This is a genomic window from Amycolatopsis sp. NPDC051758 (genome assembly GCF_044453095.1).
Lineage (GTDB): Bacteria > Actinomycetota > Actinomycetes > Mycobacteriales > Pseudonocardiaceae > Amycolatopsis.
The window spans coordinates 800,949-818,066 of the sequence record NZ_JBITCJ010000004.1; the positions used below are offsets into that span (position 1 = coordinate 800,949).

The window sequence follows — 17,118 nt, forward strand, 5'->3', positions numbered from 1 at the left end:
GTCTCACGCCGTCGCGGGCGCGAAGCGGCCTGCGCCGCCGATGCTGCCCGCCGCCAGCCCGAGATAGACCGCCGCCAGTTCGAACCGCAGCGCCAGCACCGCGGCCCGCACGATTTCGTCGGCCTCGATCTCCTCGGCCGGGGCGATGACGTCCGCACCCGGCAGCAGATCCTCCGCTTGGAAGCGCGCCGCGTCCGTGGCCGGACCGGATCGCACCGAGAGGAGCAGCACCCGGGTGGGGATGTCACCAGAGGGATCGTCCGGATCGGCGAAGATGTCACGCTCCGCGCCACTCGATTGCGCCGCCCGCCGCAACGCGGGGCGCGCCAAAGCCTGACGAAAGTCTTCGACGTCGCACACAGTAGCCGCGTGCGCGGCGAACGCGTGCGCAGCGTGCTCGCCGACGGCGACCGCCACCGGATCGAGCCCCCACAGCAGCGGCACGTGGTCGGCGACCCGCAGCGCGAGCGCCTTGGCCGGGTTCGCGAACGAGTCGCGGGCCAGGTAGTCCTTCTCGGCCTCCAGGTCGAGCTGGTCGGCCAGCACCTGGACGTCGGCCACCAGCAGGCCCAGCGCGTTCGCGGTGAGCAGCCCGGCGGCCAGGCCGCGCGGAAACGCCAGCTCCGGCGGCACCGGGATGCGCGGCGCCAGCAGCAGGCCCTTGCCCGCCACAGCGGCTGCCACCGGGCCCTCGGCCGGCGCGGAGAGCACCACCGAAGCGCCGAAGCGCGCGGCGCGTTCCAGCGACGCGGCGAGCTCGCGGTCACCGGGGTCGTCGGTGTGCGCGAAGACGACGTCGAGCGCGCCGATCCAGCTCGGCACCACCTCGGCGACGACGACCGGGACCGGGCACGACGGGGTCAGCAGCGCCGCGAGCAGCCGGGTGAGCGTCCGGCTGACACCCGGCCGGTCGATCAGCACGACGGCGCGCGGCCGCCCCACGTCGAGCCGGTCGGACAGCTCCAGCTCGGCGGCGAGCTCGGCGGCCGCCCGCACCTGGGCGCCCGCCATCGCGGCGGCCCGGAGCAGCCCCGAGCTGTCGGCCTCGGCCAGCCGCCCGGGGTCGTCGAGCAGCGAGTCGTCAAGCACTGTCGGCATCGGAGTTTCCGGTGTCGCCAGGGACGGTGGCCTCGTCGAGAAGCAGCACCGGGATGCCGTCACGGACCGGGTACACCCGGCCGCATTCGGTGCACGTCAGCGCGTCGGCCTCGGGGTCGTCCGGCGCCCCGGGACGCAACGGGGCGTGATCGGGCGACGGGCACGCCAGGATCTCGAGGAGCTGGGCGTCGAGCGTGATGGCCATGGTTCCTCCATACCACGCGGGGAGGTGTGATGAAGGGCACCTTCGGGACACAGTTCGTCCCGGCCGCCCTTCACCGTGGACGGGTCAGCTGCGGATGATCGCGAGTACTTCGTCCACCAGCCCTTGCACGGCTTCGGCGTTCGCGGCCTCGACGTTCAGGCGCAGCAGCGGTTCGGTGTTCGACGGGCGCAGGTTGAACCAGGCGCCGCCCGGCAGCTGCACGGTCAGGCCGTCCATCTCGTCGAGCTCGACGCCGGAGCGGGTGCCGAAGCTGTCCTTGACCACCATCATCTTCGCGACCTGGTCGTCCACGGTCGAGTTGATCTCACCGGACGCCGCGTAGCGCGAGTACGCGCTGGTCAGCTCGGACAGCGGGCCGGTCTGCTCGCCGAGCGCGGCGAGCACGTGCAGCGCCGCCAGCATGCCGGTGTCGGCGCGCCAGAAGTCGCGGAAGTAGTAGTGCGCCGAGTGCTCACCGCCGAAGATGGCGCCGGTGCGGGCCATCTCGGCCTTGATGAACGAGTGCCCGACACGGGTGCGGACCGGCTTGCCACCGTGCTCGGCGACGATCTCCGGCACACCCTTGGACGTGATCAGGTTGTGGATGATCGTGCCGCCCGGGTCCTTCGCCAGCTCGCGGACCGCGACCAGCGCGGTGATCGCGCTCGGCGAAACCGGCTCGCCGCGCTCGTCGACGATGAAGCAGCGGTCGGCGTCGCCGTCGAAGGCCACCCCGGCGTCCGCGCCGACTTCGCGCACCTTCGCCTGCAGGTCGACGATGTTCGCCGGGTCGAGCGGGTTGGCCTCGTGGTTCGGGAAGGTGCCGTCGAGCTCGAAGTACATCGGCAGGACCTCGATCGGCAGGCCCTCGAACACGGTCGGGACGGTGTGCCCGCCCATGCCGTTGCCCGCGTCGACGACGACCTTCAGCGGCCGGCTGCCGGACAGGTCGACGAGGTTGCGCAGGTAGGCGGCGTAGTCGGCGAGGACGTCCCGCTCGCTCGTGGTGCCGCGCTGGCCCTCGAAGCCGGGCACGCCCTGCTCGACGGTGTCGCGGATCTCGGCGAGCCCGGTGTCCTGGCCGACCGGCGACGCGCCGGCGCGGCACAGCTTGATGCCGTTGTACTTGGCCGGGTTGTGGCTCGCGGTGAACATCGCGCCCGGCAGGTTGAGCGAGCCCGAAGCGAAGTACAGCTGGTCGGTGCTCGCCAGGCCGATGCTGACGACGTCGAGGCCCTGCGAAGTCACGCCGTCGGCGAAGGCCTCGGCCAGCCCCGGCGACGAGTCCCGCATATCGTGGCCGATCACCACCGAGGGCGCCTCGGGCTTGATGAGCAGCGCGAACGCGGCGCCGAAATCACGGACGAGGTCCGCGTCGAGCTGCTCGCCGACCACGCCGCGAATGTCGTAGGCCTTCACGATGCCCGAAAGGTCTGGCACGCCGTCTCCCCGCGAATAGTCGTCCCGGCGCCCGCTGCGCCGCGCGGAAAGCCTACCGGCGACGGAGGTGGGTGACGCGCTCAGGCGCGACCGGGCAGCACCCGGAGGTGGCCGCGGCGCCCGGACGGGCCGTCCGGCTCGGCGGGCGGCGGCGCGGGCCGGTCGGACCGGCCGGCTTCGCGCACGGCCTCGGCCAGCGCGGTCAGCTCGTCGGCCGACGGGTCCGGAGCCGCGAAAGCGCCTTCGTGCCGGACGACTTCCCAGCCCTTGGGGACGGTCAGCCGCAGCGCGTGGGCTTCGCAGAGGTCGTACGAATGGGGCTCGGAGGCGGTGGCCAGCGGGCCGACGACGGCGGTGGAGTCGCTGTAGGCATACGTCAGCGTGGCCACTGCCGGCTCGAGACAGCCGGTACGCGAACACTTCCGTACGCTCCGCACGATCGGAAACGATAGCGCGTCGCCGCAAGCTAGGAGGAGCGACACGCGCTGGGACGTGCCGACCGCATAGACTTCCGGGGTGGCGACGGCTCGTGACTACCGACAACGGCGGCGCCTGCGACGGGACCGGCACGGCCGGGGCCTGCGCGGGACGCTGTATCCGGCAACCCTGCCCGCCGCCGCGAGCCGCGCGGAGCGGTTCGACGCGCTGGTGCTCGACGCGCTCGAGCCGATCGAAGCGCGCTGGCGCCACGAGCTGACGAAGCTGGACGTGGCGGTCGACGACGTGCCCGAGGTCCGCGAGAACGGCCGGGCCCCTTCGGACGGCGTGTTGCACGACGGCGCGGTGCCGTTGTCCCGTCTCGTGCCGGCGGGCGTCGATCGGACCGGAATGCCCACGCGGGCGCGGATCGTGCTGTACCGGCGGCCACTCGAGGCGCGGGCGAAGGACCCGTCGGAGCTGGCCGAGCTGGTGCACGACGTGCTGGTGGAGCAGGTGGCGGGATACCTCGGCGTGGAACCGGACGTCATCGAAGGCGAGTAGCGCCGGCGCGGGTCTCGAGCCGGAGTCAGCGGCGGCGCCGGGCCGGGACCGCCGTCAGCAGGGTGAACAGCACCGCCGCCAGCTGGGCCAGCAGCAGCAGGTTCCGTTCCGTCCCCGGGTACTCCACCGTCACTTCGGACGTAGTCGGCGGCACCGACACCGCGACCTGGTGCCCCCAGGCCGGCACGATCGGGACGCTCTTGCCGCCCACCGAAGCCTTCCAGCCCGCCTCCTGCTCGGCGGCCAGCACCAGCAGCCGGCCGGTCGGGCCGTCGGACACGCGGACGCGGACGTCCGGCAGGTCCGCCTGCACCGGTGCCACGCCCGGCGCGTTGCCCGGCGCGCCGCCGCCCGTGACCGCCGCTTTTGCCTGCTCCGGCGAGATCAGGATCACCTGGCCCGCCGGCGGGAGCAGGCGGAGCACACCCCGGCCGTCGGACGTCGGGGCGGTGACCGACACCAGGTCCTTCGCCAGCGGCGGGTACGCCTGCGGGTCGACACCCGGCGGGAGCACCACGAACTGGACTCCTGACGCGGCCGCTGCCGCGAAGGTGCGCTGGACCGCCGCCGCGTCGCCCTGGCCGAGGTCGCGGCGCCAGGCCGCCAGCCGGGCCGGGGTGCCCGGGGTGGGCGCGAGTTCGTCGTCGCCGTAGTGGGGCAGGCGGCCGCCGATCTGGCGGGTCGCGTCCGGCGCCAGGTCGAGCACCGACCGGCCGGACGCGGAAACCTCCGGCGCGAGCGAAGGCCGCTCACCGGCGCGAAGCGGGCCCTGACCGCCGACGACCACCGCGCCGGCCGCCAGCGCCAGGAACACGACAACACCGGCCGCCGCGAACACCTTCGGCAGCCACGTCGCCGGCATCCCGGCCGACCCGCCGCGCTGCCACGAACCGAGCACCACCCACAGCAGCCCGGCGCCGATGACCAGCAGCGGCACCCCCGCGTGGCCGTGCGCCGGTGATCCACCCTGCATCGGCGTCGCCGTGACCAGCCGCACCACGACCAGGCCGCCCGCACCCAGTGCGCCCAGCGCGAGCCCGCCCGCGGCGAGCTTCGTCGGCCGGACGACCAGCGCGACCAGCGCCGCCGCGATCACCGCGACACCGACCGGCCACGCACCCGGCCCGCCCGGGTCGAGCCCGGCCAGGTCGGTGCCGGAAACCAGCGATGCCGCGCCGCCGAGTCCTTGCACGAGCAGCTCCGGGTGCCGGAGCAGCACCGTCGGCCACGGCAGCAGCAGCGCGAGCGGCAGCAGCACCACGATGCCGACCGACGCAATCCGGCGCGCCAGGCCGGTCGGCGCGGGCAGCACGACGAACCCGATCAGCAGCCCGGCGAGCGCGAGCCCGTGCGCCAGCGGGGAGAACGCGCCGAGCAGCGCCACCCCGAACGCCGAGAGCGCGGAGACGTGCAGCCATCGCGTGTCCGCCCGGATCAGCAGCCCGGCGATGCCCGCGGCGACCGGCGGCAGCACCAGGTGCACCACGACGACGTCGAGCCGGCCCTGCGCCACCCCGGCGGTCGCGGCCGGCAGCAGCGCGTAGGTCGCGGCGACGACCGCCCGGACCCACCGGCGCACACGAAGCCGCCGAGTCGCCGCGTACGCACTCAGCGCGGCCAAGGGAATGTCGCCGAGGAGCAGGATCGCGACCAGCGCGGCCGGCCCGCCGATCGGCGCGAACACGGCGCCGATCGTGCCGAGCACCGGTAGCGTCGCGGATGCCGGCGCGCCGGTGCCGCCCGCGATCGCGTGCCACGGCGCGAGGTACGACGACCACAGCTCCCCCAGCCCGCCGACCGGGAGCAGCTTGCCGCCGAAGAGGTCGAGGCCGAGCCGGGCGCGGTTGACGAACAGCCCCAGCGCGGTCATCACGACGAGCAGCACCACCGGCGGCGCGAAGATCGTCGCGCCGAGCACCCGGCGGCGGTTGACCTCGACGAAGACGAGCTCCGGTTCGGGCTCGGGTGAGTCGACGGCGTCTTCGGTGACGTCGACCGGTTCGGCCGCCGCGGTTTCCGGCAGCGCGACGGCGACGAGCGTGCCCGGCCGCCGCAGCCCGGACCCGCGTGAGCTGAGCCCGCGCAGCGCACCCGCGGGCAGCGCGTCCGGCCCGACCGGACGGGTCTCGCGAGCGTCGAGCGCTTCCGGCGTCACCCACGCCGACTCAGTTTCGACGGTCTCGGGCACGGTCCCGAGCGCGACGTCGTTCTCCACGCCTCGGCGCACGAGACCGACGACTCCCGCGCGGGCGGCGTTGCGCAGCCGCGTCCAACGCCCGGTGAAGAGCCCGCGAACCGTGCCCGGCCGCGGATTCCGCCGCCGGCGGGCCCGCGCGGCGCGCAATCCGCCGCGTCCACTGAGGAGGTACGTCGCGGCGGCGAACTCGGCCCGCGCTTCCCCGGTGCGGCGCAGCAGGACGAACGCCAGCGCGCGCAGCACCGAAAGCAGCGGGAGCCGGATCATCCCCAGCCAGAAGGAAAACGGCGAGCAGTTCACCAGGAACACCCGCAGCCCGTGGGCGCGGTTCGTGACCGCCAGCGGCGCCGAAACCGCGTCGACCGCCCGCCGGCCGGTGGTGACGGCGCGCGCGTGCCGCACCCGCGCGGTCGGCACCGACAGCACCAGCCCGCCGGCCGCGTTCGCACGCCAGCCGAAGTCCAGGTCTTCCCGCAGCAGCGGGAAATCCGGGTCGAAGCCGCCGAGGTCGTCCCAGGCGTCACGGCGCACGAGCGAGCCGGCGCTGGGCACGGCGAGCACCTCGGCCGGGTCTTCGCCGGTCGCGGCGATCTGCTGGCGGTGCCCGGACGCGTCGGTGGACAGGCCGGCTTCGACGATCAGCCGCGGGTCGGCCCAGTCGAGCCCGAGCGAGCCGAGCACCGTCGCCGACGGCGTTTTCGTGGCGACGCGCAGGAGTTCTTCGAGGCAGTCGGGCTCGGGCGCGCAGTCGTCGTGCAGCAGCCACAGCCACGCGCCCGGGTCACCCCAGCGTCCGACGGCGTGCTCCACCGCTTCGACGACGGCGGCGGCGAAGCCGGTATCACTCGAAAGCGTGATGACCCCGGAGAGCACGGGAGAAGAATCCGGGCCGAACCCCTCGGGGTCGGCCGCCTCGGCGAGCAGCCGCGGGGTCGCGTCGGTGGAGCCGGTGTCCACGGCGAGCACGTGCCGGGGCCGGACGCTGCTGCGGCGCAACGAAGAAAGCGCCAGCGGCAGCCAGTCTTCGCCGTTGTGACAGACCACAATGGCCAGAACGGGCGCGGTGCGCAGGACGGGCGGCGCGGCGGTGCGGGGCAACAATCGCTCCAGATCAGGCGGCGGATCGGTGCGGCCACCCTACGGCCCCGGCCCGTCACCCGTTGGTGAACCCACGCCGCGCGCATGCAAAGCGCCCACGCAGTGGAACCACGTGGGCGCATCACACAAACCAGCAAGACCCAACCACCGACACCGGCTGATCCACGCTCAGCCGAGCCACGGCGGGGGTCCGGGGGCGTGCCCCCGGGCGGGGTCTGGGGGTTGCACCCCCAGAAGACACTGAAACGAGCGATCATGGTTCGCGCGTTCCGCGAACACACCTCTCCCTAGATCGCTCGTTTCTTCAGCTTCCGGCGCTCCCGCTCGGACAGACCGCCCCAGATGCCGAAGCGTTCGTCCTTGGCCAGCGCGTACTCAAGGCACTCGTCCTTGACCTCGCAGCCCAGGCAGATCCGCTTGGCTTCACGGGTGGAGCCGCCCTTCTCGGGGAAGAACGCTTCCGGGTCCGTCTGCGCGCACAGAGCGCGTTCTTGCCAATCCTGCTCTTCCTCGGTGGCATCGATGAGCTCGGTGAGATCTCCCAGAGCCTGCTCCGGGATCTCGCCCCAACTCATGACGTGCCCCCATTCCTTCCCATCGGCTTCCAACCGCACGTCCGCCTCCTCGCTCCCTAGCACTCCCCAGGCTGGCGGTGGTGAAACGACACCCGCTGTCCCCTCGACAACGAATGACATCACTGTGATTACACCCGTGTAGTGCGGTCAGGTCAAGCGGAGTAGCGAGTTCGGGGGACCCTCCGGCCCGATCGCGCAAGGGGACACGCCGGTAACTTCACACCGGGCATACGGAAGACTGGAAGCGTGCAGAAGTCAGCAGTGCGCCCCAGCCCGGTCTTCCTCGGCATCCTCGCGCTCACCGTCGCCGGTGGCGTCATGGCCGCGTTCGGTGACATCAACACCGTTTTCGTCCGCGACCGCGACCCCCTGCTCATCGCCGGCGTGGTGATCTTCGTCGCCGCCGGCTGGGTGGCGTCGTTGTCGCTGCACGAGTTCGGCCACGCGATGGTCGCCTACCGCGGCGGTGACTACAGCGTCGCCCACAAGGGTTACCTGACCCTCGACGTCCGGAAGTACACCGACCCGGTCCTGTCGATCGTCCTGCCGCTGATCTTCCTGATCATCGGCGGCATCCCGCTGCCGGGCGGCGCGGTCTGGATCAACCGCGGCGCGCTGCGCTCGCGCGGGACGTCGTCGTGGGTTTCGCTGGCCGGGCCGCTGAGCAACCTGGCGGTCGGCGCGGCGCTGGCGCTGGTCGTCGCGCTGGTGCCGATGTCGGGCGGCCTGGTGATCGCGATGTCCTACCTGGCGCTGCTGCAGATCGTGACGTTCATCCTGAACATCCTCCCGATCCCGGGCCTCGACGGCTGGGGCGCGATCGAGCCGTACCTGCCGCCGCAGGCGCGCGAGCTCGGGGCCAAGGTCCGCCCGTGGGCGCCGATCATCCTGTTCGCGATCCTGTGGTTCATCCAGCCCGCGAACACGGCGCTGTGGAACGGCGCGTTCTCGATCTTCGGCGCGTTCGGCGGTTACGTCGACGGCGCGCAGATCGGCAGCAGCGTGTTCCGCTTCTGGAACTGAGGTTCACCGCGGCGTGGCGACCGGCGGCGCGTGCTCGCTCAGCCACGCGTGCGCGCGCTGCCACGCCTGCCGCAGCCCGGAGCGCTCGCCGAGGTAGTCCCCGGCCATGCCGACCACCGGCAGCTTGCCGATCGCGCGGTGCAGGAGGCGGCCACGCGGGCGCTTCTCCAGCTCTTCGGTGATCTCACGCAGACCGCGGCCGAGCCGGAAGAGCGTGCCCGCGGCCGCCTTGACCGTCGCCTTGCCGTGCTTCTCCGACGACGCCCTGAGCTCCTCGGTCAGCTTCGCGGCTTCGTCCGCCTCCACGGCTTCGTCGTGGCCCGCCGCGAGCGCGGGCGCGATGTCACGGCTGAACAGCACCCACGCGATGAGCCGCACCCGCGTGCCGACGTCCGTGACGCCGTACTCGCCCGCGACCGCGCACAGCAGCAGGCCCTGCGACGCCGCGCCGAGGGTGTCCTGCACCGGCACCCGGTCGGCGAGCGCGCCGCCGAGGCCGGGGATCGCGGTCAGCAGCGCCGTGAAGCGCCCGACGCGGTTCATCCACCAGCTCGACCGGTCGTGGCCCGACATCCGGGCCCACGCGTCCGTGCCGGGCACCTTCACCGAAGCCACGCCGTTGACCAGCTTCGCCTTCAGCCCGGACTCGACGCCGGCGAGGTCGTCGGTCCCGGCTCGCAGGCCGAACGGGTCGGAGTCCCGCAGGGCGTCGAGCACTGGCCCGCTCGCCCGGACGAACGGCCGCAGCACGGCCACTATCTGCGCATCGGAGATCGCCACGTCCGAAGGTCCTTCCCGGTGCCGAAGCCGGCGCCGGTGCGCCGGGCGTGGCCGTAGTCGGCGCCGGACAGGACCCTGTTACGGCTCGCCAAGCGGGAAGATCAGCCCCGGTGCTCCATCAGCCAGACGTGCGCGCGCTTCCACACCACCCGCAGCCCCGACCGCTCGCCGAGGTAGTCGCCCGCCGCGCCGACCACCGGCAGCATGCCGATCGCGCGGTGCAGGAAGTTGCCCCGCGGCCGCTTCTCCAGCTCCCCGGTGATCGCGAGCAGACCGCGGCCGAGGCGCCACAGCGTGCTCGCCGCGGCCTTGACCGTCGCCTTGCCGTGCTTCTTCTCCGACTCCGTCAGTTCCTCGGTCAGCTTCGCGGCTTCGTCCGCCTCGGCCGCTTCGTTGTGGTCCGGGTGCTTGCCCGCCGCGAGGTCGGGGTCGATGTCACGCTCGAAGAGCACCCACGCGATCAGCCGCACGCGCGTGCCGACGTCGGTGACGCCGTACTCGCCCGCGATCGCGCACAGCAGCAGGCCCTGCGACGCCGTGCCCAGCGCGTCCTGCACCGGCAGCCGGTCGGCCAGCGCGCCGCCGAGCCCCGGAATCGACGTCAGCAGCGCCGTGAAGCGCCCGACGCGGTTCATCCACCAGCTCGACCGGTCGTAACCCGTCATGCGCGCCCACGCGGCCGTGCCGGGCACCTTCACCGACGTCACGCCGTGGATCAGCTTCGCCTTGAGCCCGGACTCGACACCGGCGAGGTCGTCGGTCTCCTCCCGCCGGGCGCGTGCCTGCAGCCCGAACGGGTCGGACTCGCGCAGCGCGTCGAGCATCGGCCCGCAGGCCCGCACGAACGGCCGCAACACCGCCACGACCTGCCGGTCGGAAATTGCCTCAGCCACGTCCCGGTTTCCTTCCCGCCGCACGGCCCAGCCCACCGCCGAGCACCATCGCGCCGGGCAGCGCGCTGGCGCCGAGCAGGAGCAGCGCCCGCCAGTCCTGGATCAGCACGAGGTCACCGCCCGGACCCAGCATGCCGACCCCGAAGACGACGAGCACCCACACGGCGAGGGGTACCCACGAAAGAGCGGGCCGCACCAGCTTGGCCGTGGTCGCCACGAGCCAGGGTGTCGTCACGGCGCCGACCAGCACGGTCACCGGCAGCGGCACCACCCCGATCCGCAGCGGCAGGAAGAACAGCTCCAGGACGGCGAGCAGCACCGTGTCGAGAGCGAGCAGGACGAGGAACAGCCGCTGCTCCCCGGTGAGCGGCTCCGGCACGGTCACAGCCCGCCGAACAGGTCGCCGGCCGCGCCCTCGGCCGGGCCGTGGGCCAGCACGAACGAGTCCGCCGCGGGAATCGGCTGGGCGATCTCGTTCGTCAGCGCGAAGTACGGGACGGCGCCGTCGACCACGGTCAGCTGCGTCGCGTGTGCGCGCAGTGCGGCCACCTTCGCCGGGAGGTACGCGGTGACGTCGAGCGTCGTCGTGATCTCTTCGTCCGGTGTCGCCGGCAGCTCGTCGTCCGGCGGGACGCGGTAGGCGGGCGGATCCCCGGCTCGCAAGGCGGCCAGCCCGGCGCGCACCGCGCTCTTCGACGCCACCGTGTGGAACACCCTCGCCACGGACCGGGCGCGAGGCGCCGCGGCCATGGTGATCTCGTGGGCGCGGACGTGGTCGGGGTGGCCGTACCCGCCGAACGCGTCGTAGGTGACGACGACCTGCGGCTGGGCTTCCTCGATGATCTCCGCCAGCTGCGCGGCCTGCTCCTCGATGGCGCCGCCGGTGAACGCCCGCGGGTGCGACGCCGACGGCGTGCCCGCCATGCCCGAATCGCGCCACCGGCCGGTGCCGCCCAGATAACGATGCCGCGACACCCCCAGCGCGGCGCACGCGGCCTTCAGCTCGGCGACGCGGTAACCACCCAGCTGGTCCGCGGCCCAGGCGCCCAGCCCGGCGAGCTCGGGCAGGCCGGCCATGACCTCACCCTCCTCACCGAGCGTGCAGGTCACCACGGTCACCTCGGCGCCTTCGGCGGCGTATCGTGCGATCGTGGCGCCGGTGGTGATGCTCTCGTCGTCGGGATGGGCGTGGACGAGCAGCAGCCTTCGCGGTACCGGGGAGATCACGGGTTGAGCGTAATTCCCGTGCTCCGACCTTCGTCGGGGACACCCTCGGTTATCCTCGCGCGAGTCGCGACCGCCGCGTCGCGATCGTCTGTACCCCCACGAAGGGCATCTTGGTGAGCACTGAAGCAACTTCGGCGGACGTCGCCGGCGTGTCCGGATCCGTTCTGTCGATCTCCGACCTGAGCGTGTCGTTCCAGACCGAGGACGGCGTCGTCGACGCCGTCAAGGGCATCGGTTTCGACGTGCAGCCCGGCGAGATCGTCGCCGTGGTCGGGGAGTCCGGGTCCGGCAAGTCCGTCACGTCGATGTCGGTGCTGGGCCTGCTGCCCAAGACCAGCCGGATCGCCGGTGAGCTGCGCCTCGGCGAGCGCAACCTGGCGGACCTCAAGGAAAAGGACATGCAGAAGATCCGCGGCAACCAGGTCGCGATGATCTTCCAGGAGCCGATGACCGCGCTGAACCCGGTCTACACCGTCGGCTGGCAGCTGCGCGAGGCCCTGCGCTCGCACCAGGAGATCTCCAAGGCCGCCGCGGACCGGCGCGCCGTCGAGCTGCTCGACATGGTCGGCATCCCGAACCCGCCGCTGCGGTTCAAGCAGTACCCGCACCAGCTCTCGGGCGGTCTGCGCCAGCGCGTCGTGATCGCGATGGCGATCGCCTGCGACCCGAAGGTGATCATCGCCGACGAGCCGACCACCGCGCTCGACGTCACCGTGCAGGCGGAGATCCTCGGCCTGCTGCGCAAGCTGCGCGACACCCTCGACACCGCGATCGTGCTGATCACCCACGACATGGGCGTCGTCGCCGACATGGCCGACCGCGTCATCGTGATGTACCAGGGCGAGATCGTCGAAGAGGCGCCGGTGCGCGAGCTGTTCGCGTCGCCGAAGGAGGACTACACCCGGCGGCTGCTCGCCGCGGTGCCGGTGCTCGGCCAGCGCCCTGAGGGGCGCCGCCTGCTCGACACCGGCATCGCCTCCGACAGCACCGAGGCGGCCAAGATCGCCGAGGAGATCCGGCTGGCCGACGCCGAGCTGGAAGCCGTGATCGAAGAGGCCGCGCCGGCCCTGGAGATCAAGAACCTGGTGCTCGAGTACCCCGGCCGCCGCGGCCAGGCCAAGAACCGCGCGGTGGACGACGTCTCGCTGACCATCGCCAAGGGCGAGATCGTCGGCCTGGTCGGCGAGTCCGGCTCCGGCAAGACGACCGTCGGCCGCTGCGCCGTCGGCCTGCTGCGGGCGACCGAGGGCACCATCGCGATCGCGGGCAAGGACATCACCAAGATGTCCGCCAAGGAGATCCGGCCGCTGCGCCGCTTCTTCTCGATCGTGTTCCAGGACCCGGCGTCCACACTGGACCCGAAGATGACGATCGGCGAGTCGATCGCCGAGCCGATGGTGCTGCACAAGGTGCTGTCCGGCAAGGAGCTGTCGGCGCGCGTGCGTTCGCTGCTCGACAAGGTCGAGCTGGGCGGGCACTACATGAACCGCTACCCGCACGAGCTCTCCGGCGGCCAGCGCCAGCGCGTGGCGATCGCCCGCGCCCTGTCGCTCGACCCGGCGCTGCTCATCGCGGACGAGCCGACGTCGGCGCTGGACGTCTCGGTGCAGGCCCGGGTGCTGGACCTGTTCCTCGACCTGCAGCAGTCGCTGCAGTTCGCCTGCCTGTTCATCAGCCACGACCTGGCGGTGGTCGACCTGCTCGCCGACCGCGTCGCGGTGATGCAGCACGGCAAGCTCGTCGAGGTCGGCACCCGCGACCAAGTGCTGCACTCGCCGCAGCAGGACTACACGCGCCGCCTGCTGTCGGCGGCGCCGGTCGCGGACCCGGTGCTGCAGGCCGAGCGCCGCGCGGCCTGGGAGGCCGGCAAGCTGGCCCCCGTGGCCGACTGAGGCCCTGACGCACGAAGGCCGCCACCCGGGCTCGGGTGGCGGCCTTCTGTATGTCCGGGGCTTCAGCCGACGCGGATGCGGGGGTCCAGGATGCCGTACAGCAGGTCCGCCACCAGGTTCGCGATGACGACGCTCGCCGCGATCACCACGAGCCAGCCCATCAGCACCTGGGGGTCGTTCTTGTTGACCGCCTCCACCAGCAGCGTGCCCATGCCGTGCCAGTTGAAGACCGTCTCCGTGATGATCGCGCCGGTCACCGTGGCGCCGAAGTTGACCGAGAACAGCGTCATCACCGGAATCAGCGCGTTGCGGAACGCGTGCCGCCAGATCACGCGGCTGTTCGAGACGCCCTTGGCGCGCGCTGTGCGGACGTAGTCGGCGCCCAGGACCTCCAGCATCGACGCCCGCTGGAAGCGGCTGTAGGCGGCGAATGTGATGGCCATGATGGACAGTGTCGGCAGCAGGAACGCGCCGACGTACTTCGCGAGCGCGTCGCCCACTCCGGTGGCCGAGAGGCTCTCCGGGCTCGTCGTGCGCAGCCAGGGGTCACCGAGGACGTCGGCCAGGCCCAGGTCGCGCACCCAGATGTTGGCGCGGATCGCGTACCCCTTGAGGACGATCGCGACGCAGAAGATGGGCATCGAGAACATCAGGAACGCCAGCGTCGTCGCGGCGTAGTCCCAGATCGAGTACTGCTTGACCGCGGCGAGCACCCCTACCAGCACACCGAAGAAGAGCGCCAGGATCGAGGCGGCGAGCACCAGCTCGAGCGTCACCCCGAACGCGGCCATCACCTTCGGCTGGACCGGCGTGAACGCGTTGCCCTGCGCGATCGAGATGCCCCAGTCACCGCTGAGGAAGTGCCCGAGCCAGGTGAAGTACCGGGAGCCGACGCTCTGGTCGAGGCCGAGCTTGTGCTCGGTCTCGGCGATCGCCTGCGCACTGATCCCGGGTTTGCTCCGCAGCTCGCCGAGCGGGTCGCCGGTGTTGGCCACCATGACAAAACAGAGGAACGTGCCGACCAGCAGGACCGGGATCGAGATGACCAGCCTGCGGAGCGCGTAGAGCACCAGGTTCATCCGAAACCCCCAGTTCCGGCGGCCTCACGGGGTGAACGGACGCGGGGGTGACCGGAACCCGGTCACCCCCGCGTCGTGCGTTCAGGCCTTCATTCTCCGCTGGCGCGGGTCGAAGGCGTCGCGGAGACCGTCACCGATGAAGTTGATCGTCAGTGAAATCAGCACGAGCACGACGAACGGCCCGAAGAACAGCGCCGGCCGCGTCTGCAGCTGGGCGTAGTTCTCCAGGATGACGCGGCCGAGCGAGGTGTCCGGCAGCTGCACACCGAGGCCGATGAACGACAGCGCGGCTTCCGCCAGCACGGCCTGCGCGACCGCGAGGGTCGCGTTGACCGTGATGCTGCCGACCATGTTCGGCACCAGGTGCTTGAAGATGATCCGGGAGACGCCGGCCCCCGAAGCGCGCGCCGCGTCGACGAACTCGCGCTGGGACAGCGACATCGCTTCGGCCCGGGTGATCCGGGCGATGGGCATCCACGCGAACGCCGACAGCACCAGCGCGACGATGTACCACGTGCCGCCGCCGAACACCTTGGCGAGGATGGCCGCCGCGGCGATCTGCGGGATGATCAGGAACAGGTCCGTCACCCGGGAGATCGCCGAGTCGGTGAACCCGCGCAGGTAACCGGCGACCGCGCCGAACACAACACCGATCACGGTGGCGAGGATCGACACGGTGAGCGCGATCAGCAGCGAGTACTGCGTCCCGCGCAGCACCTGCGACACCATGTCCTTGCCGACCTGGGTCGTGCCGAGCGGGAAGTCGCCGTTGGGCTTGGCGAACGACGGGAACGAGCTGTCCTGGTAGCTGTGCTTCCAGAAGATCGGCATCAGGATGCTGAGCAGCACGATGAGGATCAGCACGGCCGTCGACGCCATCGCCAGCTTGTGGTGCAGGAACTTGCGCAGCACCAGCTTGCCCTGGCTGCGCGGCTCCGGCAGGGCCTCCGAAGGGAGCGTGCCTTCGGCGCTCGCGGTTTCGCTCGCGAGAAGAGAGTTCAAGTCAGCCAACGCGAATCCTCGGGTCCAGGATGCCGTACATCAGGTCGGCGATCAGGTTGGCGATGATCACGAGGGAGGCGATCACCACGAGCCAGCCCATCATGACCTGGGTGTCGTTCTTCGTGACCGCTTCCACCAGCAGCGTGCCCATGCCGTGCCAGTTGAAGACGGTCTCGGTGATGATCGCGCCGGCAAGGACCGAGCCGAAGTTCACCGAGAACAGCGTCGTCACGGGGATCAGGGCGTTGCGGAACGCGTGCCGGAAGATGACCCGGCCGTTGGCGAGGCCCTTGGCACGCGCGGTGCGCACGTAGTCCGAGCCCATGACCTCGAGCATCGAGGCGCGCTGGAACCGGCTGTACGCGGCGAAGCTGATCGCCATGATCGACAGGGTCGGCAGCAGGTACGCGCCGATCGTGCTCGTTATGAAGTCCCCGACGCCGTCGGTCTTCAGCTGCTCCGGGCTGGTGGTCCGCAGCCACGGGTTGCCGAGCACGTCGGACAGGCCCAGGTCGCGCACCCAGCCGTTGATCTCGATCGCGTAGCGCTTCAGCACGATCGCGATGCAGAAGATCGGCATCGAGAAGAGCAGGAAGGCGAGAGTGGTCGCGATGTAGTCGATGATCGAGTACTGCTTCACCGCGGCCAGCACACCGACGATGATGCCGATGACCAGCGCGAGGATCTCGGCCCCGACGACCAGCTTGAACGTGACGCCGAGCGCGGCCATCACCTTCGGGGCGACCGGCGCGAGGGCGTTGCCCTGCGCGATGGAAATGCCCCAGTTCCCGCTCAGGAAGTCACCGAGCCACGTGAAGTAGCGGGGGATGATGCCCTGGTCGAGACCGAGCTTGGTGGCCGTGGCCGCCAGCGCTTCCTTGCTGATCTGCGGGTTCTGCCGCAGCTCGCCCAGCGGGTCGCCGGTGCCGGCGACCATGACGAAACACAAGAAAGTCCCGACCAGGAGGACGGGAATCGATATCGCCAAACGGCGAAGGATGTAGATCACCAGGTTCAACGAACTGCTCCTCATCCGGGCCTGGTCTTCAGAAGTGCGCTGGACCGCTACCCGGTTGTCTACCGTAGTGGTGGTAACCCTACGGTCAACAGCTACTTCCGGTGGGTACCGGGGGCCCGGCTCGTGGCCGGACCCCCGGTACCTCCCAGGTCATCTGGAGCGAGGGGAAAGAAGAGTCGGGACGAGCCCTACTTCTTCGCTTCCCACTCGCCGGCGTTCCACAGGACACCGTCGTACGACTGCATGTAAACGCGGTCGATGCCCTTGAACGCCCACATGCTCGGCGTCTGGAACAGCGGCAGCGAAGCGTAGTCGTCCGCGATGGCCTTGTCGGCCTCCTGGTACTTCTGCAGCTTGACCTGCTCGTCGGTCGCCTTCACCGCAGCGGTGTACGGCTCGTCGATCTTCGGGTCGCACAGCGCCTGGTAGTTCTGCTCACCACCGTTGTCCGGGCAGACGTAGATCGAGCGCGACTCCGCCTTGAACGGCTGGGCGGACCAGCCGAACAGCGCGATGTCGTAGTCACCGGTCGAAACGCGGCCACCCTTGAGGAAGTTGGCGTCGGTCTCGTCCTTGACCTCGATGCCGGCGGCCTTGGCCTGCGAGATGA

At 71.3% G+C, this 17,118-nt stretch carries 16 protein-coding genes and 1 pseudogene; 3 read left to right on the top strand and 14 right to left on the bottom strand.

Going from position 1 to position 17,118, the window contains the following annotated elements; all coding sequences use genetic code 11:
- Positions 1 to 3: 3 nt before the first annotated feature.
- From ACIA5G_RS23310 to ACIA5G_RS23325, 4 genes are all read right to left on the bottom strand, one after another.
- Complete coding sequence (locus ACIA5G_RS23310; protein ID WP_395926424.1) at positions 4 to 1,098, bottom strand: hypothetical protein; 1,095 nt, start codon at positions 1,096 to 1,098, stop codon at positions 4 to 6.
- Positions 1,082 to 1,303: a Trm112 family protein gene (locus ACIA5G_RS23315; RefSeq protein ID WP_395926426.1), complete on the bottom strand. Its 222-nt coding sequence runs from the start codon at positions 1,301 to 1,303 to the stop codon at positions 1,082 to 1,084. The genes ACIA5G_RS23310 and ACIA5G_RS23315 overlap by 17 nt, the downstream gene beginning before the upstream one ends.
- Positions 1,304 to 1,387: 84 nt before the next feature.
- Positions 1,388 to 2,743 (bottom strand): phosphomannomutase/phosphoglucomutase, encoded by a 1,356-nt coding sequence (locus ACIA5G_RS23320; RefSeq protein ID WP_395926428.1) that lies wholly within the window; start codon positions 2,741 to 2,743, stop codon positions 1,388 to 1,390.
- A gap of 80 nt (positions 2,744 to 2,823) precedes the next feature.
- Entirely contained in the window at positions 2,824 to 3,180 is a 357-nt protein-coding gene (locus tag ACIA5G_RS23325) for a DUF3499 domain-containing protein (RefSeq protein WP_395926430.1), read from the bottom strand.
- 79 nt (positions 3,181 to 3,259) lie between these two features.
- Here ACIA5G_RS23325 and ACIA5G_RS23330 point away from each other — a divergent pair, with 79 nt between their 5' ends.
- The gene (locus ACIA5G_RS23330; protein WP_395926432.1) at positions 3,260 to 3,724 is read left to right on the top strand and encodes a metallopeptidase family protein; all 465 of its coding nucleotides are present in this window, start codon (positions 3,260 to 3,262) and stop codon (positions 3,722 to 3,724) included.
- A gap of 25 nt (positions 3,725 to 3,749) precedes the next feature.
- Here the strand turns inward: ACIA5G_RS23330 and ACIA5G_RS23335 are convergent, their stop codons facing one another.
- The gene (locus tag ACIA5G_RS23335; protein WP_395926434.1) at positions 3,750 to 7,019 is read right to left on the bottom strand and encodes a glycosyltransferase; all 3,270 of its coding nucleotides are present in this window, start codon (positions 7,017 to 7,019) and stop codon (positions 3,750 to 3,752) included.
- Positions 7,020 to 7,306: 287 nt separating this feature from the next.
- On the bottom strand, positions 7,307 to 7,594 hold the full coding sequence (locus ACIA5G_RS23340; RefSeq protein ID WP_364524949.1) for a WhiB family transcriptional regulator: 288 nt from the start codon (positions 7,592 to 7,594) through the stop codon (positions 7,307 to 7,309).
- Positions 7,595 to 7,855: 261 nt separating this feature from the next.
- On the opposite strand from ACIA5G_RS23340, the gene ACIA5G_RS23345 reads away from it, so the two are divergent.
- Positions 7,856 to 8,617 carry a site-2 protease family protein gene (locus tag ACIA5G_RS23345; RefSeq protein ID WP_395926524.1) on the top strand — a complete coding sequence of 254 codons (762 nt, stop codon included), beginning with the start codon at positions 7,856 to 7,858 and terminating at the stop codon, positions 8,615 to 8,617.
- Positions 8,618 to 8,620: 3 nt separating this feature from the next.
- On the opposite strand, the gene ACIA5G_RS23350 is transcribed toward ACIA5G_RS23345, so the two are convergent.
- The 4 genes from ACIA5G_RS23350 to mshB form a co-directional block, all read right to left on the bottom strand.
- Positions 8,621 to 9,397, bottom strand: coding sequence for a hypothetical protein (locus ACIA5G_RS23350; protein WP_395926436.1), 777 nt, complete (start codon positions 9,395 to 9,397; stop codon positions 8,621 to 8,623).
- Positions 9,398 to 9,498: 101 nt separating this feature from the next.
- Positions 9,499 to 10,290: a hypothetical protein gene (locus ACIA5G_RS23355; RefSeq protein WP_395926438.1), complete on the bottom strand. Its 792-nt coding sequence runs from the start codon at positions 10,288 to 10,290 to the stop codon at positions 9,499 to 9,501.
- Complete coding sequence (locus tag ACIA5G_RS23360; protein WP_395926440.1) at positions 10,283 to 10,675, bottom strand: hypothetical protein; 393 nt, start codon at positions 10,673 to 10,675, stop codon at positions 10,283 to 10,285. Before ACIA5G_RS23360 ends, ACIA5G_RS23355 begins: the two co-directional genes overlap by 8 nt.
- Entirely contained in the window at positions 10,672 to 11,517 is an 846-nt protein-coding gene (gene mshB / locus ACIA5G_RS23365; RefSeq protein WP_395926442.1) for an N-acetyl-1-D-myo-inositol-2-amino-2-deoxy-alpha-D-glucopyranoside deacetylase, read from the bottom strand. Before mshB ends, ACIA5G_RS23360 begins: the two co-directional genes overlap by 4 nt.
- Before the next feature lie 113 nt (positions 11,518 to 11,630).
- Between mshB and ACIA5G_RS23370 the strand changes: the two genes are divergently transcribed.
- Positions 11,631 to 13,409 carry an ABC transporter ATP-binding protein gene (locus tag ACIA5G_RS23370; RefSeq protein WP_395926444.1) on the top strand — a complete coding sequence of 593 codons (1,779 nt, stop codon included), beginning with the start codon at positions 11,631 to 11,633 and terminating at the stop codon, positions 13,407 to 13,409.
- Between the two features lie 62 nt (positions 13,410 to 13,471).
- Here the strand turns inward: ACIA5G_RS23370 and ACIA5G_RS23375 are convergent, their stop codons facing one another.
- The 4 genes and pseudogenes from ACIA5G_RS23375 to ACIA5G_RS23390 all read right to left on the bottom strand — a co-directional run.
- Positions 13,472 to 14,488 (bottom strand): ABC transporter permease, encoded by a 1,017-nt coding sequence (locus ACIA5G_RS23375; protein WP_395926446.1) that lies wholly within the window; start codon positions 14,486 to 14,488, stop codon positions 13,472 to 13,474.
- Positions 14,489 to 14,569: 81 nt separating this feature from the next.
- A complete protein-coding gene (locus ACIA5G_RS23380; protein ID WP_395926448.1) occupies positions 14,570 to 15,499 on the bottom strand; it encodes an ABC transporter permease in 930 nt (309 codons plus the stop codon).
- On the bottom strand, positions 15,492 to 16,508 hold the full coding sequence (locus tag ACIA5G_RS23385) for an ABC transporter permease (RefSeq protein ID WP_395926450.1): 1,017 nt from the start codon (positions 16,506 to 16,508) through the stop codon (positions 15,492 to 15,494). The genes ACIA5G_RS23380 and ACIA5G_RS23385 overlap by 8 nt, the downstream gene beginning before the upstream one ends.
- Before the next feature lie 188 nt (positions 16,509 to 16,696).
- Positions 16,697 to 17,118 (bottom strand): annotated as a pseudogene (locus tag ACIA5G_RS23390) (ABC transporter family substrate-binding protein); the annotation flags it as partial.